At 63.9% G+C, this 26,310-nt stretch carries 26 protein-coding genes; 11 read left to right on the top strand and 15 right to left on the bottom strand.

The annotated features are described in order from the left end of the window. Nucleotides 1–71: 71 nt before the first annotated feature. The 3 genes from HFP57_RS00385 to HFP57_RS00375 form a co-directional block, all read right to left on the bottom strand. Nucleotides 72–641, bottom strand: a complete 570-nt coding sequence (locus tag HFP57_RS00385) for an SRPBCC domain-containing protein (RefSeq protein ID WP_176867910.1) — start codon at nucleotides 639–641, stop codon at nucleotides 72–74. Continuing rightward, complete coding sequence (locus tag HFP57_RS00380) at nucleotides 638–997, bottom strand: ArsR/SmtB family transcription factor (protein ID WP_176867909.1); 360 nt, start codon at nucleotides 995–997, stop codon at nucleotides 638–640. Before HFP57_RS00380 ends, HFP57_RS00385 begins: the two co-directional genes overlap by 4 nt. A 165-nt stretch (nucleotides 998–1,162) precedes the next feature. Further along, nucleotides 1,163–1,504, bottom strand: a complete 342-nt coding sequence (locus HFP57_RS00375) for a hypothetical protein (protein ID WP_176867908.1) — start codon at nucleotides 1,502–1,504, stop codon at nucleotides 1,163–1,165. Nucleotides 1,505–1,667: 163 nt separating this feature from the next. Between HFP57_RS00375 and HFP57_RS00370 the strand changes: the two genes are divergently transcribed. After that, on the top strand, nucleotides 1,668–3,224 hold the full coding sequence (locus HFP57_RS00370; RefSeq protein ID WP_176867907.1) for an alanine/glycine:cation symporter family protein: 1,557 nt from the start codon (nucleotides 1,668–1,670) through the stop codon (nucleotides 3,222–3,224). Between the two features lie 137 nt (nucleotides 3,225–3,361). Here the strand turns inward: HFP57_RS00370 and HFP57_RS00365 are convergent, their stop codons facing one another. Then, nucleotides 3,362–4,411, bottom strand: a complete 1,050-nt coding sequence (locus tag HFP57_RS00365; RefSeq protein ID WP_246263233.1) for a phytase — start codon at nucleotides 4,409–4,411, stop codon at nucleotides 3,362–3,364. Between the two features lie 16 nt (nucleotides 4,412–4,427). Then, on the bottom strand, nucleotides 4,428–7,259 hold the full coding sequence (locus HFP57_RS00360; RefSeq protein ID WP_176867906.1) for a TonB-dependent receptor: 2,832 nt from the start codon (nucleotides 7,257–7,259) through the stop codon (nucleotides 4,428–4,430). Between the two features lie 188 nt (nucleotides 7,260–7,447). Here HFP57_RS00360 and HFP57_RS00355 point away from each other — a divergent pair, with 188 nt between their 5' ends. Next, nucleotides 7,448–8,029, top strand: a complete 582-nt coding sequence (locus HFP57_RS00355; RefSeq protein ID WP_176867905.1) for a YqaA family protein — start codon at nucleotides 7,448–7,450, stop codon at nucleotides 8,027–8,029. 71 nt (nucleotides 8,030–8,100) lie between these two features. Further along, a complete protein-coding gene (locus HFP57_RS00350) occupies nucleotides 8,101–9,045 on the top strand; it encodes a DUF5996 family protein (protein ID WP_176867904.1) in 945 nt (314 codons plus the stop codon). Here HFP57_RS00350 and HFP57_RS00345 read toward each other — a convergent pair. Next, nucleotides 9,036–10,235, bottom strand: a complete 1,200-nt coding sequence (locus HFP57_RS00345; RefSeq protein WP_176867903.1) for an acyltransferase family protein — start codon at nucleotides 10,233–10,235, stop codon at nucleotides 9,036–9,038. The genes HFP57_RS00350 and HFP57_RS00345 overlap by 10 nt on opposite strands. Before the next feature lie 86 nt (nucleotides 10,236–10,321). Here HFP57_RS00345 and HFP57_RS00340 point away from each other — a divergent pair, with 86 nt between their 5' ends. Continuing rightward, a complete protein-coding gene (locus HFP57_RS00340) occupies nucleotides 10,322–11,257 on the top strand; it encodes a LytTR family DNA-binding domain-containing protein (protein WP_176867902.1) in 936 nt (311 codons plus the stop codon). Nucleotides 11,258–11,273: 16 nt separating this feature from the next. On the opposite strand, the gene HFP57_RS00335 is transcribed toward HFP57_RS00340, so the two are convergent. From HFP57_RS00335 to HFP57_RS00325, 3 genes are all read right to left on the bottom strand, one after another. Then, nucleotides 11,274–11,591, bottom strand: a complete 318-nt coding sequence (locus HFP57_RS00335) for a hypothetical protein (RefSeq protein WP_176867901.1) — start codon at nucleotides 11,589–11,591, stop codon at nucleotides 11,274–11,276. Between the two features lie 10 nt (nucleotides 11,592–11,601). Continuing rightward, nucleotides 11,602–13,296: an FAD-dependent oxidoreductase gene (locus HFP57_RS00330; RefSeq protein ID WP_176867900.1), complete on the bottom strand. Its 1,695-nt coding sequence runs from the start codon at nucleotides 13,294–13,296 to the stop codon at nucleotides 11,602–11,604. 69 nt (nucleotides 13,297–13,365) lie between these two features. Beyond that, nucleotides 13,366–14,154 carry an aldo/keto reductase gene (locus HFP57_RS00325; RefSeq protein ID WP_176867899.1) on the bottom strand — a complete coding sequence of 263 codons (789 nt, stop codon included), beginning with the start codon at nucleotides 14,152–14,154 and terminating at the stop codon, nucleotides 13,366–13,368. A 96-nt stretch (nucleotides 14,155–14,250) separates the two neighbouring features. Here HFP57_RS00325 and HFP57_RS00320 point away from each other — a divergent pair, with 96 nt between their 5' ends. Beyond that, the gene (locus HFP57_RS00320) at nucleotides 14,251–15,147 is read left to right on the top strand and encodes a LysR family transcriptional regulator (protein ID WP_176867898.1); all 897 of its coding nucleotides are present in this window, start codon (nucleotides 14,251–14,253) and stop codon (nucleotides 15,145–15,147) included. A 9-nt stretch (nucleotides 15,148–15,156) separates the two neighbouring features. Here the strand turns inward: HFP57_RS00320 and HFP57_RS00315 are convergent, their stop codons facing one another. The 3 genes from HFP57_RS00315 to HFP57_RS00305 all read right to left on the bottom strand — a co-directional run bounded on the left by HFP57_RS00315 (nucleotide 15,157) and on the right by HFP57_RS00305 (nucleotide 17,098). Beyond that, on the bottom strand, nucleotides 15,157–15,795 hold the full coding sequence (locus HFP57_RS00315) for a glutathione S-transferase family protein (protein WP_176867897.1): 639 nt from the start codon (nucleotides 15,793–15,795) through the stop codon (nucleotides 15,157–15,159). Nucleotides 15,796–15,959: 164 nt separating this feature from the next. After that, nucleotides 15,960–16,316, bottom strand: coding sequence for a hypothetical protein (locus HFP57_RS00310; RefSeq protein WP_176867896.1), 357 nt, complete (start codon nucleotides 16,314–16,316; stop codon nucleotides 15,960–15,962). 80 nt (nucleotides 16,317–16,396) lie between these two features. Continuing rightward, a complete protein-coding gene (locus HFP57_RS00305; protein ID WP_176867895.1) occupies nucleotides 16,397–17,098 on the bottom strand; it encodes a 2OG-Fe(II) oxygenase in 702 nt (233 codons plus the stop codon). Nucleotides 17,099–17,276: 178 nt separating this feature from the next. Here HFP57_RS00305 and HFP57_RS00300 point away from each other — a divergent pair, with 178 nt between their 5' ends. Beyond that, nucleotides 17,277–18,836 carry a winged helix-turn-helix domain-containing tetratricopeptide repeat protein gene (locus HFP57_RS00300; protein ID WP_176867894.1) on the top strand — a complete coding sequence of 520 codons (1,560 nt, stop codon included), beginning with the start codon at nucleotides 17,277–17,279 and terminating at the stop codon, nucleotides 18,834–18,836. A 49-nt stretch (nucleotides 18,837–18,885) separates the two neighbouring features. On the opposite strand, the gene HFP57_RS00295 is transcribed toward HFP57_RS00300, so the two are convergent. Then, complete coding sequence (locus tag HFP57_RS00295) at nucleotides 18,886–19,425, bottom strand: DUF6456 domain-containing protein (protein ID WP_246263232.1); 540 nt, start codon at nucleotides 19,423–19,425, stop codon at nucleotides 18,886–18,888. A 339-nt stretch (nucleotides 19,426–19,764) separates the two neighbouring features. Between HFP57_RS00295 and HFP57_RS00290 the strand changes: the two genes are divergently transcribed. Continuing rightward, nucleotides 19,765–20,328: a helix-turn-helix domain-containing protein gene (locus tag HFP57_RS00290; protein WP_176867893.1), complete on the top strand. Its 564-nt coding sequence runs from the start codon at nucleotides 19,765–19,767 to the stop codon at nucleotides 20,326–20,328. Nucleotides 20,329–20,344: 16 nt separating this feature from the next. Here HFP57_RS00290 and HFP57_RS17925 read toward each other — a convergent pair whose 3' ends face one another. Next, entirely contained in the window at nucleotides 20,345–20,701 is a 357-nt protein-coding gene (locus tag HFP57_RS17925) for an HIG1 domain-containing protein (protein ID WP_246263231.1), read from the bottom strand. Between the two features lie 54 nt (nucleotides 20,702–20,755). Between HFP57_RS17925 and HFP57_RS00280 the strand changes: the two genes are divergently transcribed. The 4 genes from HFP57_RS00280 to HFP57_RS00265 all read left to right on the top strand — a co-directional run bounded on the left by HFP57_RS00280 (nucleotide 20,756) and on the right by HFP57_RS00265 (nucleotide 23,117). Next, nucleotides 20,756–21,331, top strand: coding sequence for a LuxR C-terminal-related transcriptional regulator (locus HFP57_RS00280; RefSeq protein ID WP_176871069.1), 576 nt, complete (start codon nucleotides 20,756–20,758; stop codon nucleotides 21,329–21,331). Between the two features lie 379 nt (nucleotides 21,332–21,710). Then, nucleotides 21,711–21,899 (top strand): hypothetical protein, encoded by a 189-nt coding sequence (locus HFP57_RS00275; RefSeq protein WP_176867892.1) that lies wholly within the window; start codon nucleotides 21,711–21,713, stop codon nucleotides 21,897–21,899. Continuing rightward, nucleotides 21,896–22,411: a CBS domain-containing protein gene (locus HFP57_RS00270; RefSeq protein WP_176867891.1), complete on the top strand. Its 516-nt coding sequence runs from the start codon at nucleotides 21,896–21,898 to the stop codon at nucleotides 22,409–22,411. The genes HFP57_RS00275 and HFP57_RS00270 overlap by 4 nt, the downstream gene beginning before the upstream one ends. Before the next feature lie 4 nt (nucleotides 22,412–22,415). Next, nucleotides 22,416–23,117, top strand: coding sequence for an NAD(P)-dependent oxidoreductase (locus HFP57_RS00265; protein ID WP_176867890.1), 702 nt, complete (start codon nucleotides 22,416–22,418; stop codon nucleotides 23,115–23,117). Nucleotides 23,118–23,121: 4 nt separating this feature from the next. Here the strand turns inward: HFP57_RS00265 and HFP57_RS00260 are convergent, their stop codons facing one another. Then, the gene (locus HFP57_RS00260; RefSeq protein WP_176867889.1) at nucleotides 23,122–26,208 is read right to left on the bottom strand and encodes a type ISP restriction/modification enzyme; all 3,087 of its coding nucleotides are present in this window, start codon (nucleotides 26,206–26,208) and stop codon (nucleotides 23,122–23,124) included. Between the last annotated feature and the right edge of the window lie 102 nt (nucleotides 26,209–26,310).

Below are 26,310 nucleotides of genomic sequence, written 5' to 3'. Positions count from 1 at the left end.
TGTACACTGTGGGAGGCCGGGAGGGGGTGCGGGCCGGTGCGGCGATTTCCCGCGAGGGAAATTCTGACAAGCTACAGCCCCCGGATCCGGTCGAACGACCAGTTTTCGCTGCGGCAGACCCTGGGCGTGAACAGCCCCATGACCGGGCCGAGCATCGTCACCATCCGCCCGCTCATCAGCGGCCTGCCGGTTTCGACCAGCGCCTTGAGATTGCCGGTGATGAAGGGACCGCCCTGCGCCATCGACTTTTCGGATTTGGTACCGGCCGGCACATTTTCGGTGATCAAGGTGAACTCGGTGCCGCCGTCTACCTCTTTCAGCTCGTAGATCACCGTGCTCGGCGGATCGTCCATGTTGGTGAACATCATCGTGTGCGCGTAGCGGTGCGGCGGATCGAATTCGAGCACCGTGCCGACGACGCTCGTATATTTGCCGTCCTTGCTCTGCATCGCCATCGGCTCGCCCGGCGCAAGGCCGTTCGGCGTCCGGCAGACTGCCCCGAAGAAGAAGGGCAGCACCTCATCGGTCTTTACCAAGGTGTTCCACACCGTCTCGATCGGCGCCTCGATCACCACCTTGTAATAGGCGCGTTCGGCGGTCGCCGATTGCGGTAGCGGCGTGTCTCCCGTCGTGCTCGTCATGTCGCATCCTTTCCTGTTTTCGCTTTCTGCGCCGCAGCTTCCGCGGCATATTTCAATCCGGTCACGCGCCCGGCCCAGAAGGCGCTGTATTCGTCGGTCCAGCGGTCATGGATCATCTGGATCGGCGCGGCGTTCAGATAGAGCCGCCGCACCCGCCCGTCCTTCTCGCTGATCACCAGCCCTGCCTTTTCGAGCACGGCCAGGTGATTCATGATCGCGATCCGGCTGACATCGAAACCCTGGGCCAGCTCCCCGACCCCCTGCCCCGGCTTGTCACGCAGCAGATCGAGAATGCGCCGCCGCGCTTCATGCGCCAGCGCATGGAAGATCGCGTCCATATCCGAATCAGTAATCATGTAATTACATTATTACATTTCAAGGCAGAGTCAAGCGAACGGAATATCGGCGGGCACCCGCCGTCCGATTTTCACCCGATTATTGGGATCGCATTGGGGCTGTCTGCCGCCGCCAAGCCTGCAAAATACTCGCCACGCCAGCAGTCGGGCCAGCGGCCTTGTCGCCTATTGGCAGGTGCCGTTCGCACACACGCTGGCGCAGCTGAACGTGCCGGACGTGATATCCGGCGCGGTATAGCCCGGCCGGCCATAATGCCAGCGGCAGGCTGTGCGCCAAGCCTGGGCGCCATCCGGATAACCTTGCGACATGCGCCGCCAGCCCTCGTTCCAGCGCGCGTTGCCGGACGTCGCATAGCTCTGGTCCGCGACGCCCATTACGCAGGGGCTCACATTGCAATTGGAATGGACGAACCAGGTCGTCGACTGGGCTTGGCCGGCCGATACGGGCAACATTGCCGCCCCGGCGATAGCGGCTATGGCAACCGCACTCCGATAGAGATCATACATTATCCCCTCCTCGCGATGATGATCATGCGCGCGCCTTGATATCATGCGGGAGCGGACCGTGTCGGTAAGGGCTTTGCCGTATCTGTGCATCGCCACATTTACATGCCGCGCAGTTCCGCTAAACCACGGCGCCAACGAGAACAGAGTGCTGGGGAGTAAGTTGATGGCGGCGGACGCACCGGTTTCGGCAATGGAGGCGGCGGTCAACCGCGTCACCAATATCAGCGATTTCATCTGGGGCGGCACCTGGAACGGCGAGGAAGTGCTGCTCGTGCCGCCAATGGTCGTGATCCTGCTCGGCGCGGGCCTCTATATGATGGCCGGCCTCAAGGGCTATCCGCTGCGCAAGCTTGGTTCTTCGCTGGTCGGCATCTTCAAGAAACCCGACAGGAAGGGCGAGGGCGAGATCTCGCCCTTCGCGGCGCTCTCCACCGCGCTGTCGGGCCAGGTCGGCACCGGCAACCTTGTCGGCGTCGCCACCGCGATCACTCTGGGCGGCCCGGGCGCGATCTTCTGGATGTGGATTACCGCGCTGTTCGGCATGGCGCTCGCCTTCGGCGAGGGTTCGCTCGCCGTCCGTTTCCGCGAACGCACCGAAGACGGCGTCTATCGCGGCGGGCCGATGAGCTACATCACCTATGGCCTCGGGCCGAAATGGAAATGGCTGGCGATCTTCTTTTGTCTCGGCACGCTGTTTTCCGCCCTCGTCACCGGCAATTCGATCCAGGCCAACAGCTTCGGCGACAGCGTCAACGAACTGACCGGGATCGACGAATGGGTGGGCGGGCTGATCGCGGCGATCGCCGTGTTCATCGTCATCATCGGCGGGATCAAGTGGATCGGCAAGGTCGCCGAAACCATCGTCCCGTTCATGGCCGGGCTCTATATCGTGATGGCGATCATCGCGCTCATCCTGAACGCCAATTACCTGCCCGAAACCTTCGGCCGTATCTTCGACGGCGCGTTCAACGTCCAGTCGGCGTCGGGCGGTTTCCTCGGCGCGGCGATCATCATGGCGATCCGCGCCGGTGTCGCACGCGGGCTGTTCTCGAACGAGGCGGGCCAGGGCTCGACGGCCATCGCCCACGCCGTGGCGCAGACCAACGACCCGGCGGCCCAGGGCCGCTTCGCGATGATGGGCACGTTTATCGACACGATCGTCATCTGCACGATGACGGCGCTCGTCATGCTGACGGTCGGCGGCGATTTCACCGCCACGGTCGAGGGGCAACAGATCGCGGTCGAACATGCCTGGCAGTCCGATCTCCAGGGCTTCGCGATGACATCGGGTGCCTATGCGGCGGCGTTCCCGCTCCAAGTCGGCACCATCCCGATCGGCACGCTGATCGCCTCGGTGGCGCTGCTGCTGTTCGTGTTCACGACGCTGCTGACCTGGTCCTATTATGGCGAGCGGGCGATCACCTATCTCTACGACCAGCTTCCCGGCGCCACGCGCCAGGGCGAACTCCGGCTGCACCTGGTCTGGCGGGTCCTCTGGTGCCTGGTGATCTTCATCGGCTCCTTCGTTCCGCTCGAACTGGTCTGGCGGCTCGGCGACATCTCGAACGCGGCGATGGCGCTGCCGAACATCGTCGCGCTGATGGCGCTCTCCGGCGTGATCTTCGCGCTGGCCCGGGGCGAACGCACCGCGGGCACCGACCATGGCCGCGAAACGCCGAAGGAGTTGCAGGACGAAGTGAGCGGCGCGGCCGGGCATTGATTGTCAGACCTTCGCTAACGCTCAGGCGCCGCACCGGCCCGCACCCCCTCCCGGCCTCCCACAGGGTACACTCAATGGGAGGCCGGGAGGGGGTGCGGGCCGGTGCGGCGATTTTCCGCGAGGGAAATTCTGACGAACTAGTCCAGCCGCAGCGCGTCGACCACCCGCCCCCAATCCACCAGCTTGAAATTCTGGCGGCGCGAGAGCGTGTGGCCGTCCTGCACGACAAGCAGACCGTTCGGGAATGCGGGGCCGAAGTCTGCCAGACTCAACTCTATGCCGTCGGTTTCCGTAACCCCGTCGATGACATCGCCATCGGCGATGTAGAAGCGCCCGACATATCCCATGTCCGGCAACCGGTATACGGCATAGGCATGGTCGCCCTGGCTCGAGGCGACGAGATAGCCGCCATTCTCGCCCGACGGCGCGAGCGCCAGTCCCTCGACATCGGCGACAAGCTGGTCCGGCGCGACGCGCACGACAAGCTCGCCCGCGCCGGTCTCGAGATCGAAGCGCCAGATGCCCGCGGCTTCTTCGCCGACATAAAGCAGGCCGGTGCGCTCATCGACCACACAGCCTTCGGGCTGGCTCGGCACGGTCAGCGTGCGCGTGCCGAGGACCGTCACTTCGCCGTCCACGTCCAACCTCTGGTGATAGATCGTCCCTTCCTTGGTGTTCAGGAAGGTGTGGACGATGCCGCCCGGATCCCGCGCCATGCAAAAGCCATAGCCTTCCCCCGGCCCGGCTTCGACGCGGCCGATCGGCGCAAGCGCCCCGGTAGTGCCGTCAAGCCGGAACAGCGCGATATGCGCGGTCAGCGGATCCGCGCGATCGCTGGCCGCGACGAGAACCGCCTCCTCGCCGGCAAGCCGCACGCCGTCGAGCAGTGCGACATTGTTGACGCGGCCCGTCCGCAGGAAGCTGCGTTCCGCCCCGCTCAGGTCATAGACATGGAGCCCGGCCCGCTTGTCCGTACCGACGATCAGGCTGGCCGCCGGGTCCGCTGTGTTGACCCAGATCGCCGGATCGTCGGCCGCGTCCTCGGTGCTGGCGACCGGCATGGTCTGCGCGCTCGCCGTTACCGGCGCGCCGCGCGCCGGGTCGGGCTGCGGAACAGTTTCGCAGCCGGTCAGCAGTGCCGCCATCGCGGCCATGCCGATAGCCGCCATCCCGATTTTCATCGTCATCTACCCCTGCCTCTTCCTACGGAAATGTCACGCGCAGGCCCGCGGTCGCCGTCCAGCTATACTCCTCATACTGGATCAGGCGGTTGCCGCCGGCCGCCGTCCCCGTGGTGAAGAAGCCATAGGGCTCGTCGGTCAGGTTCACGAAATTGGCGAAGACCTGGAAATTGTCGGTGATGCGGTAACGCGCCGATACATCGAACAGCAGCCGCGACTGGTTCCAGATATCGCCGTCGCCGTCATCGGTGACCTCGTCGAGGAAATCGTCGCGATAGGACAAGGTGGCCCGCAACGAGAGGCCGTATTTTTCGTAGCCGAGCGTCGCATTCCAGATGTTTTCCGACGTCGCGGGCAGCGGCACGGTGCGCCCGAAAATCTCCGCCTCGCTGTCGGTATAGGTATAGTTGGCGGCGACGAGGAGGCCGTCGAACGGCGACGGCAGGAAATCGAGCGCCGCCTGCAGGTTGAGCTCGATGCCGGTCACGGTCGCGCTCTCGCCGTTGATCGGGATCGTCCCCTCGTCGATGAAGACGCCGTTGACAATCTGATCGTCGATCACTGTCGTCGCGATGAAATCGTCGATCTCCTTGTAGAAGACATTGCCCTGGATCACGGCGTTGCCGCTGAAATACCAGGCAATCCCGAGATCGTAGTTCCAGGCGTCGAGCGGGCGCAGGGCCGGGTTGCCGAACTCGCCCTCCCGCTCGCCGCCTTCGCTCTCCTCAACGAGGAAGCGCGGCGCGATCTGTTCGATATTCGGCCGGGACAGCGCGCGATAGATCGCGCCGCGAACCACGACATTGTCGGCCGGTTCCCAGCGCAGATTCACGCTTGGCAGCCAGCGGGTATAGTTGCGGTCGATCTCGGTCGGCGTAACGAACACCGTGTCCTCGTCGAGCACTGCGCCATTCACCGTGCCGCCTTCCTCGACCAGTTCGACGATATTGCCGCGGAGCACATTGTCGGTGCGTTCGACGCGCAGGCCCGCGATCGCCCGCAAATTGCCGACCTCCACCCGCGCAAGCCCGTAGGCCGCATAGATATCCTCGGACACGTCGTAAAACGCGCCGGCACTGTCGAAATCGCTATCGGCGTTTTCGCGCTCGAATGCGCCGATATTGCCGGTGACGAAATCGCTGATCGAGCGATCGACGAAGGGCGAGATATTGGCGAGCGGGTAAATGCCCGTAGTCGCGAAGCCGTCCAGCGTCGGGAAATCGTCGCCATTGGCGAAGCCTTCGAACAGATCGAAATCGAAGGTGAAATCCTTGTCGCGCAACCGCACCTTGCCGCCGGTCTGGAACGTGACCGATCCCTCGCCGACGAAGAATTGGCGGGCCACATCGAACTGGAAGGCCCATTCGCTGTCCGTCGAGCGGCCGTCTGCGAACTCGACCGCGGCCAGTTCATATTCGGACGGGTCGCGGAACAAAGCGCCATTGGTTGAAAAAAATTCGGGCGTCCGCGTATCGAGATCGGTCAAGGTCACGAAAATATCGTCGCCGGCCTCGAACTCCCGCTCGAACAGGGAATCGATGCGATCCGGCTCGGTTTCGCGCGAATAGCTGTAAGAAGCCTGGGCGTTGATGGTCCAGGCGTCGAACTCGAAATCGCCGCCGAACACCGCCGAATAGATATATTGCGTTTCCAGCCGGTCCTTGAGTTCCCGCTCGACCGTAATCGGATCGGCGTCGGCGGAGAAAATCGCGCTCGTGCCATCGCCCCCGACCGGAGGCCCATCGAAACCCAATATCGTGCGCGACCGGAACTCCTGGTCCGAAAAGCGGCTCGCCAACCCTCGCGCATAGAGCGAGATACCGGCGTCGGGCCGGTATTCGAATGCGAGGCTGCCGGCAATCCGCTCGCGCTCGATATCGTAGTTGCGGAACTGGATTTCTTCGGGAAAGGCAACGCCATCCTCCCGGCCCCAGTCCTCGGCCTCGATATTGTCGCTGCCGAGTTCGCGATTGTAATAGGAGAAGCCGCCGGAAATGCCGAACGTATCGGTCGCTAGCCAGGTAAAGTCGACCGAGCCCTTCGGGTTCCACGCATCGACAAGATCATTGTAGTTGCCCTCGAGCGTCGCGACGACCTGGCTCTGCCGCCGGTCGAACGGGCTCGTCGAATTGATCTCGATCGACCCGCCGATCGCATCGGCATCCATATCCGGGGTCAGGGTCTTGCGAACCTCGATCGATTCGATCAACCCCGACGGAATGACGTCGAGCGGCACTTCGCGGCCGCCGGCCTCGGGCGACGGCACGCGCGCGCCGTTGATCGATACGGAGTTGAGGTTTGGCGCGAGGCCGCGGACGACGACGAACCGGCCCTCGCCCTGATCGTCCTGCACGGACAGACCCGGCACCCGTCGCAGCGATTCCGCAGCATTTTGGTCCGGAAACTGGCCGATCGCATCGCGGGTCAGCACATTTTCGATGCCGTCCGCGGCGCGCTGGCGCGAAAGCGCGGATGCGAGGTTCGCCGCCTGACCGATCACGAGGATCGAGACATCGTTGGTCGCGCCCGTGCCGAGACGGAAATCGGCGCGCACATCGCCGGTCTCCGGCACGACAACGGTCTGCGACGCGGGAACGGCGCCGACATAGCGCGCGGTGATCGTATAGGTGCCGGCGGGAACATCCCCGAATCGGTAAAAGCCGCCCGGCCCCGCTTCGACCGTCCGGCCCAGTTCCTCGATGGTGATCGTGCTGCCGGCAAAGGCGCGCGTCTCGCCACTGTCGGTAACCTCGCCGATCAAGATCCCGGCGAAAGCCGGCGAGGCCAGCGCCGTCGTCAGGGTCAATGCGGAGAAGAGACGGACGGAACGCCGGGCAATCAGAGAATCGGTCATGGGCTCACCTTTTTGTGTGCCCCGCGCCTAGGCGACTTGGATTGCGCTTCGATGGTGGTTCGATGACGGGCGGATGACCGAAATATTATGATTTTTTGCAAACCGCCGCTGTCCGGACATGCGGGCCGCTCACGCTTCGCCGCACAAAGGCGATTCCCTTTTCGATCTGCGCCCTATAAGGCCCGGCAATGCTGAAACGCCTTTACGAATGGACGCTGGAAAAAGCCGGACACCGCCATGCCGAACGCTGGCTCGGCGGAGTGTCCTTTGTGGAATCGAGCTTCTTCCCGATCCCGCCCGATATCATGCTGATCCCGATGTGCCTGGCGAAGCCCGAACGCGCGTTCCGCTTCGCCTTTGTCTGCACGGTCACCTCGGTGCTGGGCGCGCTGCTCGGCTATGCGATCGGCTATTTCCTGTTCGAGACGGTCGGCGAAGCGATCCTCGACTTTTACGGGCTCGGCGAAGAATTCGAGGATTTCGCCGCCGCGTTCAACGAGCAGGGCTGGATCATCGTGCTGCTGGCGGGCTTCACCCCACTGCCCTTCAAGGTGATCACGATCGCGGCTGGCGCGACGGCCATGCCGCTTTACATCCTGATCATCGCCGCGGTCATCGCCCGCGCCGCCCGATTCTTCCTCGTCGCCGCGCTGCTGTGGAAGTTCGGCGAACCGATGAAGCGGATCATCGATCGGCATTTCGGTTTGTTGACGACGGTCGTGGGCATCGTCGGCGTCGGCGGCTTCATCGCGGTCAGATATCTGTTCTGAAACCGTTTTCGCTATTCGCGCGCCCCGCTTCGGGTTAGATTGGCGCGACGCATCAGCGAAGGGAACGGGCTATGGACGAAAACCGAAACTGGCCGGAACTCGCCATCGAAAATGACGGCGAGACGTTCGCGATGCTCCATCTGATGACGCAGATCGTCGGCAAGGTCCGTGTCGCACTCACTCCGTGGAGCAATCATAGCTGGCACGTGCCGCTCTATCTGACCGCGCGCGGGCTCGGCAGCTCACCGGTCGATCACCCGGACGGGAGCTTCGATCTCGAGTTCGATTTTATCGGGTCGCAGCTGACATTCCGGGCGATCGACGGCGCGACCGATGCGCTGGCGCTGGAATCGGGAACGATCGCCGGCTTTTTCGCCGATTTCAACGCGATGCTCGCCAGGCACGGCGTTGCGACCGATATCCATGGCGTCCCCAACGAGATCCCCGATCCGACGCCCTTCGCCGCGGACGACGCCCGGCGGACCTACGACCCGGACGCCGCCCGCCGGCTGTGGCAGGCGTTGCTGCGCATCGATTCGGTCTTCAAGCATTTCGCCACCGGCTTTCTCGGCAAGACCAGCCCGGTCCATTTCTTCTGGGGCAGTTTCGACCTCGCCGTGACGCGCTTTTCGGGCCGCGACGCGCCCGAGCATCCGGGCGGCGTACCGGCGCTCCCCGACAGCGTCGCGCGCGAGGCCTATTCGCACGAGGTTTCGAGCGCCGGCTTCTGGCCCGGCAATGCCGACGCGCCCGATCCGATCTTCTATTCCTATGCCTATCCCGAGCCCGACGGCTTTCGCGCGGCGAAAGGCCTGCCCGAAGGCGCCAGCTACAACACGGACCTTGGCGAATATGTCCTGCCCTATGCCGCCGTGCGGGCCGCCGCCGACCCCGAGGCGCTGCTGCTCGATTTCCTGCAAAAGACCTATGACGCAGCGGCCGATGCCGGGAACTGGGACCGGGCGACGCTCGATTGCGCGCTCGGCGAGCCACGCAAGGTACGCGGCTACGCTTGAGCCGCCGCCGGCGAAAGCCCTCCGCCGTTGCGACGCGCCCGCGGCCTGAGCCCGAACAGCGGCCGGAGCCAGCCGATCCGCCGGATGACGAACTCGTGGAGCAATACGCATCCCCCGACCGTCGCCAGCATAACCAGCGCAAATTCCGGCCAGGCCCCGAGCGCCAGCTGCGTCAGATAGAAACCCGCGATCACGATGATCGTCTGGTGCAGGATGTAATAAGGAAAGATCGCCTCGGTGAGATAGGCGAGCAGCCGGGACTTGCGGTTGAGCAGGCGCTGGGCGAGCCCCATCAGCAGAACGATCATCGACCAGGCATAAAGCGTCATCAGCGCGGTGCCAGCGAGCAGGCCGAGCGGATATGACTCGCGAAAACCGGGAATGGCGGTGTAGACGATAATCACCGCACCGATGGCCAGGACGAAACCGGCGGCGGGCCAGCGGGCGCGATCCACCGCGTTCCAGAAACGCGCATTCTTCGCGGCAAAATAGCCGATCAGGAAAATCGTGAACCGGTTGGCATGGTTGTGCCAGTCGTTGAGCAGATCGTGCGTCTCCGGAAAGCGGTCGCCGAAAATGAGCGCATAGGCGATGAAGGGCAGGATCACGACGAACAGCAGCGATGCCGGATGGCCCAGCGCCTTGCCGAAGCTCTCGCCACCGGTCCCCGCGGCGAAGCGCGACAGCGGCTTCATGAACGGCGCGAGGATGAGCACATAGACGAGCAGGTACACGACATACCAGAGATGGTTCCAGGTCGGCGTGATCATCGGGAAAAGCTGAACCGGATTCAGATAGTCGCGATAGAAAGCGGGATAGCCGCCCTCGAACTCTCCGGCCTGCACGAGTTCGAAATAGGGCTGCGGGACGACAATCACCGTTATCCCGAACAGGATCGGCAGGCCCAGCCGCTTGAGCCGACTCGCCGCGAACGCGCCGGCCGCCATCTTGTCCGCCGCGAAACGCACCGCGACACCCGAAATGAAGAAGAGCAGCGAGAGCCGCCACGGGTTGAGCAGGCTCATCAGCGGCTCGGCCGCGGGCGAGGCATAGACGCTTTTCACGTGCCATCCCCAGGACACGTAGAACATGCCGATATGGTAGAAAATCAGCAGCGCGAAGGCGATGAAGCGCAGCCAGTCCAGATCGTAGCGGCGGCTGTCGGCAATCGGTTCGGAAAGCGGCGGCATATCGGTGCTCCTTCGCAATGGTCGCTTGCGATCCTGCGGTACCATCACCGGAAAGCCCAGTTTTCCGGGCCTTCCGGCGGCAACCGATGACGAACGGCCCGGCGGCGGGGGTGAGCGGCAACGAATGGGGACAAGCGGCATTGGCCGGACGGCGCGGTCTGGGTTACATCGCCGGGATGACGGAGCAGGACGCGCAAGCAGAACGGCGGTTCGAACGGCGGCTGATGTGGCAAACGATGGCGCTCGTTGCGCTATCGGGCATCCTGTTCACGATCATCGACGTGCTTTCGGCGCAAACCGAATTCGAGCGCGCCGGACAGCCCTATCATCCGGTCGCGATCTGGATCTACGATCCCACGAGCGTGCTCGTCATCGTCGCGCTCGCGCCGCTGGTGATGGCATTCGCCAACCGCTTCCGCTTTGCCGACACGCCCCTTCCCCTGTGGCTCGCCGGCCATGCCGGCGCCGCGCTGCTCTTCTCGACCGTACACATCGCGCTGATGGTGTGGCTGCGCAAGCTGGTCTTCTTCCTGTTTTTCGACCGGCCTTATATCTTCACCGACAATCTCCCGCGCGACTTCGTCTACGAGCTGCGCAAGGACATCCTGTCCTACGCGTTTATCGTGCTGGTGCTGTTTCTGTTGCGGACCTTCGCGGAGCAGCGCCGCGAACTGGCGGCCGCCCGGCGCGACGCGCGCGAAACGCGGCTGATCGCGCTCAAATGCGGCGGGCGGACGATGCGCTTCGCCGCCGACAGCTTCCGCTATGCCCAGTCCGCCGGCAATTATGTCGAGGTCCATGCCGGCAACGCCACGCATTTCGCCCGCGCCACGCTTGCCGGACTGGAGGCGCTGTTGCACGATGCCGGACTGTCGGTCGCGCGCGTCCATCGGTCTTATCTGGTCAACCGCGATGCGATCGAAACATCGGCGCCCTCGGGCAGCGGCGATCTGGTGCTGACGCTGGCGGGCGGAGAGACCGTCCCGTGCAGCCGGCGGTATCGGGACGCAATTGACGCTTAAGCCGGAATCGGCGCGATCACAGGTCCAGCGGTTCGAACTCGGCGAACATCCGGCTCGCTTCGTCCAGCGTTTCGAGCGGCGCATAGTCGCACGCCTCGGCGAACTCAGCCCACATCGCCTGGACGTCCGGATGCTCGTGCGCGGCGTCGATGGCGCCGTCCTTCCATTCGAAAATTTCGACGATCGTGCCGTCCCTCGCCCGCATCGCCTGGGCGGCGCGGTCGGTGACAAGGTCGAGTGCCCGCAGCCGGGGAACATGATCGCGGACCAGCGTTTCGAGTGCGTCGGCCTGACCGCTTTTCGGCCGGTAGGCGACGATGACCATGGTTCCCATATGCGTCCTCCTAGTCGTCGATCCCGGCCAGATATCCGTGCACGGTCTGGACGACGACCGAACCCTCGCCGACGCCCGACGCGACGCGCTTGACCGAGCCCGAGCGGACATCGCCGACCGCGTAGATGCCGGGCCGGCTCGTCGCATAGGGCGAGCTCGTCACATTGCCGGCGCAGTCTTCGCCGGTTTTCACGAAACCCTTTTCGTCGAGTTCGAGACAGCCGTCGAGCCAATCGCTGTTCGGCGCCGCGCCGATCATCACGAAGATATTGGCGATATCCCGCGTTTCGTCCTTGCCGATCGCCTTGTCGTGCCAGGTCACCTGTTCGAGCGTCGGATCGCCGTGCAGCTCGCTGATCTCGGTTTGGGTGTGGAGCGTAATCCGGGACGAGGAATCGATCCGCCGCACCAGATAGTCGGACATGCTCGCCGCCAGGGTCTTGCTGCGCACGAGCACATGGACATGGCTCGCATGGCGCGAAAGGAAGACCGCAGCCTGGCCCGCCGAATTGCCGCCGCCGACCACGATCACCTCGCGACCCTGGCAGAGCCGGGATTCGATAGCCGTCGCCGCGTAGTGGATGCCCTGCCCCTCATAGCGTTCGTAATTGTCGAGGCTGAGCTGTTGATAGCGGGCGCCCGAGGCGATGATGACCGACCGCGCAACGATCCGCTGGCCGCATTCCAGCTGCAGCTTGTAAGGCCGTTCGTCGCAGTCGAGATCGACGATGGCGCGGGAGATGGCGAAGCGCGCGCCGAATTTCTGCGCCTGTATCCAGGCCCGGCCCGCCAGCGCCTGGCCCGAAATGCCAGTCGGAAAGCCGAGATAATTTTCGATTTTCGAGCTGGTGCCCGCCTGCCCGCCCGGCGCCTCCTGTTCGATCACGACGGTGTCGAGGCCCTCGGACGCGGCATAGGTCGCCGATGCGAGGCCCGCTGGCCCCGCGCCCACGACCGCGACGTCATAGACATGCTCCGGATCGAGTTCCTCGGTCAGCCCCAGCGCGTTGGCGACCTGATGGTTGCTCGGATTGGCGAGACAATCATTGCCCGCATGGATGAGCACCGGAACCTTGTCGCGCGCCGTCGGGTGGTCGGCGAAGAAAGGCTCGGCCTGTTCCGGATCGTCGGTATCGACGACCCGCAACGGATAGCCGTTGCGCCGGAGGAAGCGGGTGATGCGCAGCGTATCGCCGTCATTGGCCGGCCCCGCCAGGATCGCGCCCGCCTGATCATGCACCAGAAAGGCGGTCCGGCGCAGGATGAAGGCGCGCATGATCGTCTCGCCGATATCGGTCTCGGTGCTGGAAAAGAGCGGAAAGTCGGCCCGCTTGATCCGCAATATGCGCGTCCCTTCGCGCACTCGCCCGTCGACCAGGATCTTGCGGTCGTTGAACAGGTCGAGTTCGCCGGTGAACTGGTTAGGGCCATGGACGGTGACGACCTCCTCGCCCTCTTCGCTGGTTTCGATGATCTCGATCGCGCCTTCGAGGCAGATGAAGAAATCGACGCCCCGCTCACCGCGCTCGAACAGATAGGCGCCGGCTTCGGGGCTTTCCTCGGTCCCGTAGCCCGCCGCGCGCTCGAGCTGTTCGTCGGACAATTTCGGGAAAATCTGATGTTCGCGGTTATAGGGATCCTGCGCGCTTCCGGCTTCGATATCGAGGGTGGCGGCAGGGGCGGCGGCGCGGGCTGAGTCGGTCATGCCGGTCAATGTAGGAACGATCTGTTACAGCGTCGAGATGAGGCGGCGCCGCCCGCCCCTGTCCGCTTCCTACGCCAGTTCGTTCCAGACCCCCGCATTCTCCTCCAGATGCGCGATGGATGTCGTGCCGGGGATCACGACGGTGTTGGGCGAGCGTTCGAGCAGCCAGGCGAGCGCGGCGCGCGGCGACAGCGCCGCGCCCTGCTTCATCGGATGGGCGCCGAGCGGACCATAGGGAATGAAGGCGATGCCCTTTCCGGCCGTATAGTCGACCAGCGCGCCCTGTTCGGTCTCGTCCATGTTGAACCGGTTCTGGACGCTCGCGATCGGCGCGATGGCCAGCGCCCGGTCCAGCTCCTCGCGGCTGACATTGGAGAGACCGATATGGCGGACGCGGCCATCGGCTTGCGCTTCGGCCAGCGCCTCGACCGATCGTTCGAGCGGCGTTTCGGGATCCACCCAGTGGAGCTGGAAAAGATCGATCCGGTCGCGCCGCAGATTGGCAAGCGCATCGTCGATCTCCCGTTGCAGCGTGTCGCGCGAGCCGTCGCGCTTCATCCGGTCGGGCGCGAACTTGTCGATGCCGCCCTTGGTGGCGAGAAAGGCGTCGCGCCCTTCCAGCGCCTCGCCGACGATCCGGTCGGCGTGCTGCGGACCATAGGCCCGGGCGCTGTCGAAGAATTCGATGCCGAGATCGGCGGCGCGCCGGAGCAGACGGATGCCCGCGTCCCAATCCTCGAACGGTCCGAAATTGCCCGGCCGGCCGGTCAGGCGCATCGCGCCGAAGCCGAGGCGGTTGACGGCGCGGTCGCCGCCGATGCGGAAGGTGCGGGCGATGGATGGCGTTGACGGTGTCATGGTTGAATCTCCTGTTTCGTCGTTCACGCTTCAGATCGCACCGATCTCCTCATTTCTGTAGACGTATGGACTGCCTAATTGTTATACGGAAAACGTATGACAAAGCAGATCGACCGGCTGACGTTGCTTTCGACCTTCGCCCGCATCGCCGAGCGGGGATCGATCAGCGCCGCAGCGCGGGACATGGGCCTGTCGCAGGCATCGGCGAGCCGGCGCCTCGCCGCGCTGGAAGACGCGCTCGGCGTGCTGCTGATCGCGCGGACGACGCATGAGCTGAGCCTGACTTCTGCCGGCCGCGACTGTCTCGACGAGGCGCGGCGGCTTCTCGGAGACTGGGAGGCGCTGACCGAGCGGTTCGCGGACGAGCGCGACACGATGCGCGGTCCGGTCCGTATCGTCGCCCCGGTGGCGCTGGGCCAGGACCGGCTCGCCGATGCCGTCTTGCGCTTTCAGGAGCGGTATCCGGACGTGTGGATCGAGTGGCTGCTCGAAGACCATGATATTCGTATGGCCGATATCGGCGCCGATATCTGGATCAAGGTGGGCCCGGTTCCGGACGACCGGTTGATCGTCAAACCCTTGGCCCGCGTCGAACGGATCCTCGTCTGCACGCCCGCCTTCGCCGAGGGGCGTTCCGCGCGCGGTCCCGGCGATATCGCGCCCCTGCCCTGCGCGGCGCTATCGCCGTTCGAAGGCAGCCGGATTCCGCTCACGGGACCGAAAGGCCGGCGCGCAACGCTCAAGGCGCAGATGCGCTTCGCCAGCAACAATATCTTCGCCGTCCGCCAGGCGGCGCGCCAGGGCGTCGGCTATGCGGTGATGCCGCGCTGGTTCGTCGCGGCCGATCTGGAGAGCGGCCGGCTTGCGCAGATCCTGCCCGGCTGGCGCGCCGCGTCGCTGACCGTCAACGCCGCCCGGCCGCCGATGCACCGCCAGACCCTGCGGGTCCGGCGCCTGATGGATCATCTCGAGGAAGAATTGCAGGCGCTCTAGGTCCTGACCCTAGCTGCCCACCATCGCCGCATCCATGGCGAGCAGCTCGGCAAAACTGTCGCGGCCGAGAATGCGGTCCTTATAGGCGCGGGTTTTGGGGTACGCGTCCCAGTCGATATTGGCCCGCCCGTAATCGAGATTCTTGAACGGCGAGGAAACCGAGATATCGGCCAGGGTCAAACCGTCCCCGACCAGCCACTCCCGGCCGTCGGCGAGCATTTTCTCGATATAGGCGAGTACCGGCGGCAGGGTTTCGGTTTCGGCCGTGACCGCGGCGGCCTCGTCGCCCTCCTGCCCGAACAGCGGCGCGGCGAAGCGGTTGAAAAAGATCGTCCCGCCGACGGCCACGAAGATCGTATCGGCGAACTCGTCGAACCACATCACCTTGCCGCGTGCTTCGGGATCGGCGGGGATGAGCGCGGGATCGGGATGCTTGGCATCGATATAGGTCGCGATCGCGGTGGAATCGCCGAGGCAATAATCGCCGTCGCGCATTCCGGGAATCTTGCCGAATGGCGAGCATTCGCGGAATTCTTCATCCTCGGCGCCGGGCATCACCGTCCGGTGATCGACTTCGATCCCTTTTTCCCGGGCGAAAGCGACCGCCTTGCGGACGAACGGGGACAGCGAGGCACCATAGATGATCATGCGAAAAACTCCTGAACGGACGGTTGGGGAACCGCCCTGCTATCAGGTCAGTTGCTTATTGCAACGTATAAAAACGCACCGCGCTGGCGCTATTGCACGCCCAAGATTGCACGCCCAGGCGACGAACATGTGCGCCAGACGGGATCGTCGATCTATTCGCCCGTCTATTTGGACGAACCGCGGACATTCTGCTCGGCCCGGATCTGCTCCTCGTAATCGCGGCCGATCTCCTCGCCCAGATTGACGAGCCCCCACCAGGCGAGCAGCCAGGCGACGCAGATCAGCAGCGCGACGACGCCGCTGATGATGCCGGTCCAGGCGAAGCCCGCCCCCGCCGGCCTGTTCTTGCCGATCAGGCCGAAGACGATCGCCAGCGGCGCCAGGATCCAGGAGATGAAACCGATGATCGGGATCAGCGCCAGCAGCACGGCGACCAGCCCGATGATCATCGCGGCAAGCGCCATGCCGTTGCTGTCGGCCGTTTCGACCGGGCGCGCCTGTGGCGGTGGTGGATTGTCCATGATCGAGCCCCCTCTCTCTCGATCGCGGATTCTAGCCCGGCTTGGCGACGGCTGACAACTCCGCAGAGCGACGGCCGGTATCAGGCAGCGTCGTGGAAGATGGTGCCGAGCGTGTAGCGTTCGCCCGACCGGACCCGGCTGACGCCGTGCCGCATCGTCATCCGCACCGGCCCGCGCGCGCCCGGCCCCGGCCGCTCGCGCACCGCGATCACCGCCGCATCGCCGCGCCCGAGCGGCACGATCTCGGCGCGCGCCTGCATCCGGGCCCGCTGTTCGGTGACGATCAGTTCGCCGCCGGTGAAATCGGCGCCGGGCTCGGACAGCAGCAGGATGACCTGCACCGGAAACAGATGCTCGCCATAGACATCCTGGTGGAGCCGGTTGAAATCGCCCGGCCCGTATTTGAGCAGCAACGGCGTCGGCCGCTCCTGTCCGGCCCGATGGCAGATATCGAGATAGTCCGCATGGTCGGCGGGGAAGCGATGGTCGATACCCAGCTCCGCCTGCCAGCGATTGGCGAGCGGCGCCAGAACGGCATAGAGCTCGGACCGGAGCGCGGCGATCTCGGGCGGCAGCGGATAGGCGAAATATTGATACTCGCCGCTGCCATAGCCATGCCGTGCCATGACAATGCGTTTCCGGAACCGCGCCTCCTCGCGATACAGCGCGATCATCGCGTCGCACTGCTCGGGCGCCAACAGGTCCGGGACGGTCGCGAAGCCCCGTTCCCCGAACTGGGCCGCAACGGCCGCGCCGTCGATATCCACCGGATGATTTTCCATGTTCGCTCCTTGCACTTGCCGGCCGGCCTAAACCCGGCGGTATACCGCCGCACCCCGAACCTTGCGGCCAATTTCCCGCAGTCCAGCAGGCGCCAGGGCTTCGACCTCGCTTGTGAAACACGCCGTGGACAAAAGGCGGACGCTCCATGTAGAAAATCGGCACAATAACGGGCTGCACATGTCATATCATTTTGCCGAATTTGTCCTTGACGGCGAACGGTTTGAACTGCGTCGCGGCGGCGATGTGGTCCGGCTGCAACCGCGCGCCATGCAACTGTTGCAGCTGCTGGTGTCGTCCGAAGGACGGCTGCTGACCAAACAGGACATTTTCGACGAGGTGTGGGACGGGCGTATCGTTTCCGATTCCGCGCTATCGAGCCAGATCAAGGCGATCAGGAAAGCGCTCGGGGATACCGAGCAGCCGTTTCGCGTGATCGGCACCGTGTACGGCAAGGGATTCCGGCTGCTGGCCGACGTCAGCCGCAAAGAGCCGGCGCGGTTGGCGCTTGGCGAGCCGATGCGCGCCGAAAGCGAGCCCGGCAGCATCGGCAAGCGCCCGTCGATCGCAGTCCTCCCGTTCAGGCGACTGGGCGAGGACAATCCGTGGAGTGCGCTTTCCGAGGCCCTGCCGGACGAAATCATCACCGCGCTGTCGCGGCTCCGCCTGCTCCACGTCATCGCCAGGGGGTCCAGTTTCCAGTTTCCCTCGGCCACCACCAGCCTTGCCACGGTCCGCCGCGCGCTTTCGGTCGACTATTGCCTGTCGGGGACGATCGAGGTCGACGGCGAAAAGCTCTTCGTCACCGCCGAACTGGCCGACACGCGCAGCGAAGGCGTGGTCTGGGCCGAGCGGTTCGAAGGCAAGATCGCCGCGATCCACGAGATACGCGCGGACATCGTTTCGGCGGTCATGTCCGAGGTGGAACTGCGCATCCCCCATAATGAAGCCCAACGCGCCCGGCTCATCGTGCCCGACCAGCTCACGGCGTGGCAGGCCTATCATGTCGGCATGTCCCATATTTTCATGCGCGACAATCAGAGGCAAAAGGCGGCGGAGCGGTTTTTCGAGCACGCGATCGCGATCGATCCCAAATTCGCGCGCGCCCATGCCGGCCTGTCGCAGGTCTATTGGTGGCTCAATATCCAGCACCTGTTCCGGAATTCCGACGGAATGCGCGAAAGGATGATCGACACGGCGAAACGCGCCATCGACTGCGATCCGTTCGATCCCGCCGCCAATCTCGCCATGGCGCGTTCGACATCGTTCGAACAAACCCAGGATGAATCGCTGCTCTGGCTCGACCGGACGGTGGATATCTGCCCGAACTATGCCTGGGGCCATAGCCAGATCGCCGCCAAACGATCGATGACGGGACCGATCGACATGTCCGTCAAACATGCGCAGATCGCGCTGTCCTTGAGCCCGCGCGATCCGCTCCGCCACACCACTTATGCGGCGCTGGCGACCTCCAATGCTAGTCTCGGCAATTTTGACGAGGCGGCGAAATGGGGCCGCAAGGTTATGGAGCTTCCCCATACCGACATCGTGGCGATGGTAGGCGCGCTCTGCGCCAACTACCTCGCCGGGCATGAGGACGTGTCCAGGACGATCGCCGAGCGGATAGAAATCGTCCATCCGGGTTTCACGACCGAGCGGTTCGTCAGCGCCCATCCGATGATGCGCAAGGAAGCCGCGGCCAGGTTGAAGGATATCTTCTCCGCCAACGGGATCGCCTGACCGGCGCCCACAACGTCGATCGGCTTTTCCCGAGCCCCGTGGCCCAGGATCAACCCGGCAACCGGTAATGGTCGGCCAGCCGGTCGAGCGCGAGGCCGAGCACCAGCTTGCCGGAGCGCGCCGGCCAGCCCAGCTCGCCCTCGGCGCTTTTGAGCCCCTCGCCTGCACACAGCACGCGCCAGGCGATATCCTCGAGCCCCGGCCCAAGCGCGTCCACGGCGCTGTCGAACCGCCGTTTCGCGGCGATCTGCGCCTCGCCGGGGCTGAGACCTTCGGGCGCGCCGCGCGCCGTCTTGCCGGTGGGCGGCGCATCCCATTGCATCGTCACCCGCGGCGCCAATTGCGAGAGTTCGTAATCGCGGCGCAGCGCCTCGCCCGCGTCATATTGCCGGGCTGAAACATGGCCGCGCGCCCGCAGCCAGGAGAGCGGCGATTCAGCGAGGTTGACCGTGACCGAGCGCGCCAGCCGGCCCTTGCGCACCGGGGTACCGGGCCGCTCCGCGTCGACCCGGGCTGTGCCGTCCCGCGGCAACGGCCGTTCGGCCAGCATCCGGGGTCCCGTATCGGTCTGGCGGACAGTTTTGGGCATGCAGTATCTCCTCGATCGTTGAGCCGAATCGCGAAAACACCTTGCCATTCCGGCGATAGTGTAGGACAGAGAAAAACCGATTTGGTTAGTTCGAGAAATCTATATGTCAGACCGTCTGCTAGGTATTCTTCGTCAGACTCGACCTCGCGGGAAATCGCCGCACCGGCCCGCTCCCCCTCCCGGCCTCCCAACAGGGTACCATCGAATGAGAGACCGGGAGGGGGAGCGGGCGGAGATTACAAAGGCTCCGGCGGCGCGAAGCGTCGTTGGATGTCATCGGAGGGCGGTGCGGCAAACTTCCGCCAGGAAGTTTCTGACAAATAAAAGGAACCCTGCACGATGATCACCGCTATCCGCGAAATCCGCAAGGCGAAGCGCCTGACCCTGCAGCAGGTCGCCGAGCGCTGCGATCCGCCGACGACCGCCCAGACGATCGGACGGCTGGAAACCGGCGTCCGGACCGTGTCCGTCGACTGGCTCAACCGGATCGCCAAGGCATTGGGTGTGGAGGCCAGCGATCTCGTCAAACTGCCCGAACAGGGCGATCTCCCGGTGGCGGCGATCCTCGGTTCGGACGGCGTCGAGGCCCCGCGGTACGAGACCCGCCTGCCCGCACAGCGCCCCGCCCGCGGCATGGTCGCCGTCCAAGTGGAAACGGGGATCGGCGATTATCGCGCCGGCGACGAGATCTGGTGCGAACGGATCGCGCCGGACAGCTATGCGAGCGCGCTCAATCGCGACGTCCTCGTCCCGCGGCCCGCCGGACGCTTCCTGTTCGGGCGGCTGATCGGTCGCGAGGGGGATCGGCTGCAGCTGCTGCCGCATGGCGCTGGCGGGCGTCAGCAAGTGGTGAGCGATCCGGTCTGGATCGGCGTCGCCGCGCACCTCGTGCGCGCACTTTAGCGGCAATCGGAAGCGGTCAGGCAGCGACCAGGGTCAGCGCCAGCAGCGCGAGGCCGACGGCAACCGCCTGGAGCAGCACGCGCCCCTGCATCGCCCGGTTCTGCGCCCGCGCGCTTTCGCTCGGCCCGTCGCCGGTCAGCTCGGCCTCGGTGGTGGCGAGAAAGGCGACGATACCGCGCACTAGGAAATAAACGGTGCCGGCCGCGGCCGCGAAGGCGAGAAATACGGTGATCCAGAACATGATCGCGATATGGGCCGTTCCATCGCCGCGCACCATATGGCCATAGGTGCAGGTCGGACCGGCCCGGACGCTTGCAGCCGTTCGCTCGCAGGCCCTATAATGGCGGCCGGAGGTCAGTGCGTGAACAGGCAAGCGAAAGGGTCCGACAAGATAGCGGCCATCGAACCCGATCCGGCGCTGATGCGGATGATAGAGAACAGCCCGGTCGCCTCGGTAATCAGCAACCCGCGGCTGCCCGACAATCCGATCGTGGCCGTGAACGAGCAGTTCATCGAACTGACCGGCTATGCCCGCGAAGAGATTATCGGCCGCAACTGCCGCTTCCTTTCCGGCCCGCAGACCGAGCCCTGGCTGACCGAGGAGATCCGCCGCGGCGTCCGCGAACACACCTCGGTCCTCGTCGAGATCCTCAACTACAAGAAGGACGGAACGCCGTTCCGCAACGCCGTGCTCGTCGCGCCGATCTACAACCAGGCCGATGAGCTCGACTATTTCCTCGGATCGCAGGTCGAGATACCGGGCGACGCGACCAATATCTCCACCGCGCGGCGGATCAACGCCGTCGAAGCGGTGAAAAACCTGTCCGAACGCCAGCGCCAGGTGCTCAAATATGCCGCCGAAGGCCTGCTCAACAAGCAGATCGCCTACAAGCTCGGCGTCACCGAGCGGACGGTGAAGATGCACCGCGCGTTGCTGATGGAGCGGCTCGAAGCGCCGACTTCCGCCGACATGATCCGCGTCGCCGTCGAGGCCGGACTCTAGCCGCACGCCGGCCGCATTCGGCCCGCAAATACGCCCTGTCCGAACGTACATCTGTCCCGGTTGCGCGTGCCGGGGAATATTCCCGATGTTGCGGTGAGACGCGGCCGTCCGGCCTGTTCGGCCATGCCCAATCATCGGCCTCGCAAAGGTCGGCTCCGGCGCGGCCTCATCGCAACACCGTCCCGCGCGCCCGCCCCCCGCATGTCCGAAGGTACATATGGCCGCCGCGCACCCCTTTCGGACATATAGGCGGTGTTGCGGCGGTCGATGCCGCGCCCGGTCGGTCCAGCCATTCCTCCCAAACTCTGGCTCCCGACGATCGGATCGCCCGGCCTCTTCGCCGCAACATCGTTTTCACCGCCAGGGAGACATCGCCATCATGGACCGTTCCGGCCCGACACGACCCCGCGCCATGGCCGCGGAGATCGCCCGGCTGATGCTCCGCAAGGAGGAAAAGCTCGCCCGCGTCCCGCGCCGCTTCTTCGGCCGCCGCGGCCAGCTCGACCTGCACAACGACACCGCGCAGCACCGCCGCTTCGCCTATCTCTACGAGGACATGCTTTCATGATGATCAAGGACCGCCCCGAATATCGGAGCAAGCCCGAACCGCTCACCGCGCGCGCCGACGAAATGGTGCAGCCCGCGGTGCAGCGCATGTCCGATTCCAATTACGGATCGATCATCGTCGTCGACGAAGACCGCCGCGTCGAAGGCATCGTCACCGAGCGCGATATCTTCCGCAAGCTCGTCGCCCCCGCCAAGGACCCGGCCAGGACCCCGCTCGCCGACATCATGACGCGCGAGGTGCGCAGCGCCGCGGACACGGACAGTCTCGTCGACTGGCTCCGCATCATGTCCAACGAGCGCTTCCGCCGCCTGCCCGTGGTCGATGGCGACGGCCGGCTCGTCTCGGTGATGAGCCAGGGCGATTTCGTCTCCTATACCTGGCCGGACCTGCTCAACCAGGCGAAGACCTTCGCCAAATCGACGATGGACCGGCGCGGCAACCTCGTGATGGTCGGCGCCGGCATCCTCGCCTACACGATCATCCTGGTCTTCGTGCTGGGCCTGCTGCGCTAGGACGATGACGGGACCGGGGCGGACGATCGCGATATTCGGCGCGGGCGGCGCGACCGGCGCGGCCGCCGCCAGGCTGGCGAGCGAGCGCGGCCTCTCCGTGCGCGCGATCGAGCATGGCTGGCCCGCCGACGCGCCCGACAGCGAGCGCATCACCCATCACACCGCCGATGTCATGACCGACGACCTCGCTGCTCTGGTCGACGGGACGGACGCGGTGATCTCCGCCATCGGCCTCGGCCTGTCGCCGCAGACCGTCCTCCACCCGCCGCCCCTCTACACGCGCGGCACCGGCCATATCGCCGACGCGATGGAGCGGACGGGCGTGCGCCGCCTGGCCGTCATCTCCGCGACCTTCGTCGAGACCCGCAATATCGGCCCGCTCTGGTTCCGCCTGAGCGCGATGCCCGCATTGAGCCGCACCTACGCCCAGATGGCCGAGATGGAGGCCATGCTGCGCGCGCGCCGCGCCATCGACTGGACCGCCGCGCGCCCCGGCTGGCTGCTCGACCTGCCCTATACGGGCGACTATCGCGTGACCGACAACCGCATCGCCCCCGGCCTCATCCGCACCCGCCACGCCGACCTCGCCGACTTCCTCCTCCGCTGCGTGACCCAGGACAGGCATGTCGGCGAGACGCCGGCGATCGCGCGCAAGGAGGAGCGGCGGTATGAAAGCCCCGAGGCGCTGGCGGCGGAGTTCGGGTGAGGGGTTAGGCGGCTTTCTGATCGAGCCGCCCATCATCGAGCGCCGCCATGGCGTCGGTAATGGCCACCGTCTCCACACTGACGCGCACGACCTTCGCTAGCAGTTCGATCATGCTCTCTTTGTAATCGGCAAAACGATAGGTGTTGAACTTCTCGCGGATGGTCGGGTCGCGCGGCTTCTTTTCCTTGTGCTGGTCGAGCACCCAGTCGATCGCACTGCGATTGCCGAGGCGATAGTCCCACGCGCCCGCCGGGATGCCGGTGATCTGCGTATCCTCGTCCACCACCACGCTGCCTGTCTCGGCCCCTTCGGCGAGCACGGATTTGAGCTTGGGCTTGGGCTGCGAACCCTCGGCGCGCTTGGAGTTGGGCGTATCGACCCGCTCCAGCGGCCACGGCTCGACCTCCTCGTAATCGATATGCAGGTCGAGCAGCGTCTCGCCCCATTCTACCCATCGCGCGAAATCGGGATAGAGGGGAATGCGAGGAAACTGGCGTTTGAGGTTCAGCGCGTATTTTTCGCGATAGACCGGATCGTGCAGAACGGCGTAGCAATAGGCGAAGATCGCGTCCTTGGTGACTCCAGCACGCTTGCCATAATGCCGGGTGAACTTGTTGAGCGCCCAATCGGTGATGTTGTCGATGCGCTCGCCGGATTTGGAGTAGCGGTAGCGGGAAGCGCCTTGGGTTCGGCCATTGCCAGCCTTAAGAACACCGAAATCATAAAGACGGTCCGTAGCCAACGCTGCAAACTCGTTTGCCGAGGCAATACCCAAAAAGCTGATCGCCTTGTTTGACTCGTCGGATTTGAAAAGAGAAGGTAGCCTGAACAAATAGGCGTTCAAATACTGGTCGAAATAGACCGCCTTTTTCGTGAACGGACGAGAAAGGGCGAAACGGTACGATTTTTTGTTTTCCCTTATGTCGGTACCCTTCTTAAGGTGTTTGTCGAGTTGCCGGTCAATCTTAAGCTGGTTCCTAGGCAATTCTCCTTTCAAGACAGCGTGGTAGCTGGCTATAAACTGCGAAACCTTTTTCTCAAGCGCAGAAAATTCTCGATCCCATAGCCATTCGTCGCGTCCTGTTTCGATACCATTTGAGCTTAGACTGAATATTTGTCGATTGGATCTACTAGCATCAGCGGCGGAAACCTTCGGATCGGCAAGAGCCAAGAAAGACTTCCAATCTTCTCCTGACTGGTTCAGCCAGACATAATCTTCGTCCGGTGTGATTTTCGTTGGCCTTATCGCTGCAACTGAGCCTGTTGATGACAGCCAACTGAGTTTGTCTTCCGCAACTTCGTCTTCCGGTCGGCGGATATAGTGGATAGCGGCGGTCTCTTGCTTCGTTTCGCGTTTCACGCATATCGCAATGACAACGCCTGTCTGGATGCCAAACACATTGTGCTTGGTGCCCGACAGTTTTGGATTGTCGCGCACGTCACCGCCCAGATCAACCAGCCAGATATCTGCAAAATTCTGCGCAACGACCTTGCGAAAACCGTCATAGGCCAGCTTGTCGATTGGTTTGCGACCCATGATGAAAGCGACGACGCCTTCCTCTCCGAGCCGGTCGGTCGCCCAACGGAAGAAGCGCGTGTACATGTCATAAACGCTGTTCTTGTTTTGGGCAGTTCCGTGGCGAACATAGGTTCGTTTCACACGATTATCGATGTGCTGATACATTCGGTTCGGATTGGCCTGCCCATATTCCTCTTGCCACGAATTGTAGGGCGGATTCCCGATAATCACACTGATCTTGCGCCGGTTCTGCCGCTTCACGCGTTCGATATTCTCGTCGCTCAGAGCGCCAAGCATCTCGAACTGATGGCCCTGATGGATGCCCAAGCCATCCACATTGTCCAGCGTATCGACCAGGCACAGCCCCTCAAACTCGGCGAACTGCCCGGTGATCGCCTGATAGGTCGCCTCGATATTCAGATTGGCGACGTAATAGGGCAGGATTGCCACCTCGTTGGCGTGCAGCTCTTCCTTGTATTTCTGGCGCAGCTTGTCCGGCTGGCCGCGGAAATATTCGAGCAGCTCGACGATATAGGTGCCGGTGCCCGTTGCCGGGTCGAGGATCTCCACGCCCGGATCGACAAGGTTCTTGCCAAAATGCTTTTCGCACAGCCAGTCCGCGCTGCGGATCATGAAGCGCACGATTTCGCCGGGCGTATAGACCACACCCAACCGGTCGGCGGCTTTCGGATTATAGACCTTGTAGAAATTCTCGTAGAGCGATTTCAGAAAATTCTGCTTTTCCGAATGGCTCTGGATCAGGTGCGCGGTTTCCTCGATCCCGGTATAATAGGGCCGCAGCGCCTGTAGCAGCGAACGCTTGTCGCCATATTCGAACAGCTTGCGCTCCAGTGCGTAAAGCTGTTTGGCGATATTGTTGTCGCGGTGGTAATCGCGCATGTCGAACACGCGGTTGAAGATGTCTTCGGTCAATATGTGCTGGATCAGCATTTCCGTGACGTCGGCCCGCTCAAGCGCGGGATTGATGGTTTCTTTTACCTGTTTGAGAAAGGCTTCTTCCGCCTTGGCGAAGTCGGGACTCGCCTCGCGTTTTTCGCGGATGCGGTCGCGCAGCGCTTCGAGAATAGCGGGCAAATCTTCGGCGAATTTCGCAATCGCCTTGCGGAAATCCCGGATTGCCTTCTGTTCATAGGCGAAGAACGTCGTCAGCAGCTCGTACAGCGAGTCGGTGTCCGACATGTCGGCTTCGGCGACGCGGTTGCGATCCTGGATCAGGACAGCGTGCCTGGTATCTTCATAGATGATGTTGGTGCGGGGATATCCCTTGGCTTCCTTCGCCGCGATCTCGGCATCGAGATCGTCCTTGCTGTCCTTGGCTTCCCAATAGCCGAAGGGGACGCGGATATCGTAGACCAGCGCCCCGTCGACATAGATGTTGCCACCGGAACCGGTCATCTTGTGTTCGGAAAGATAGGTCAGGTCGTGGGAACGCCCCCAACTCTTGAGCAACCCCTGAAAGGCATCACGCACCGAACCCTCGTTCAGCGAGCCGCCGACCTTGACGATGCGATCAAGTTCGCTGCGATATTCGTTAATCAGCTGGCGGCTCAAAGCATCTCCCCTCGCCCCCTCATGGCCAATCGCTTCGTGACCGGCAAGAGCATCATCCCCCTGTCCTATTTGGAAAATCCGTGAGAGCGTCGGGCCGTGCGG

It is taken from the genome of Parasphingopyxis algicola, from assembly GCF_013378075.1.
Taxonomy (GTDB): domain Bacteria; phylum Pseudomonadota; class Alphaproteobacteria; order Sphingomonadales; family Sphingomonadaceae; genus Parasphingopyxis; species Parasphingopyxis algicola.
This window is presented reverse-complemented; position numbering and strand designations above follow the sequence as displayed.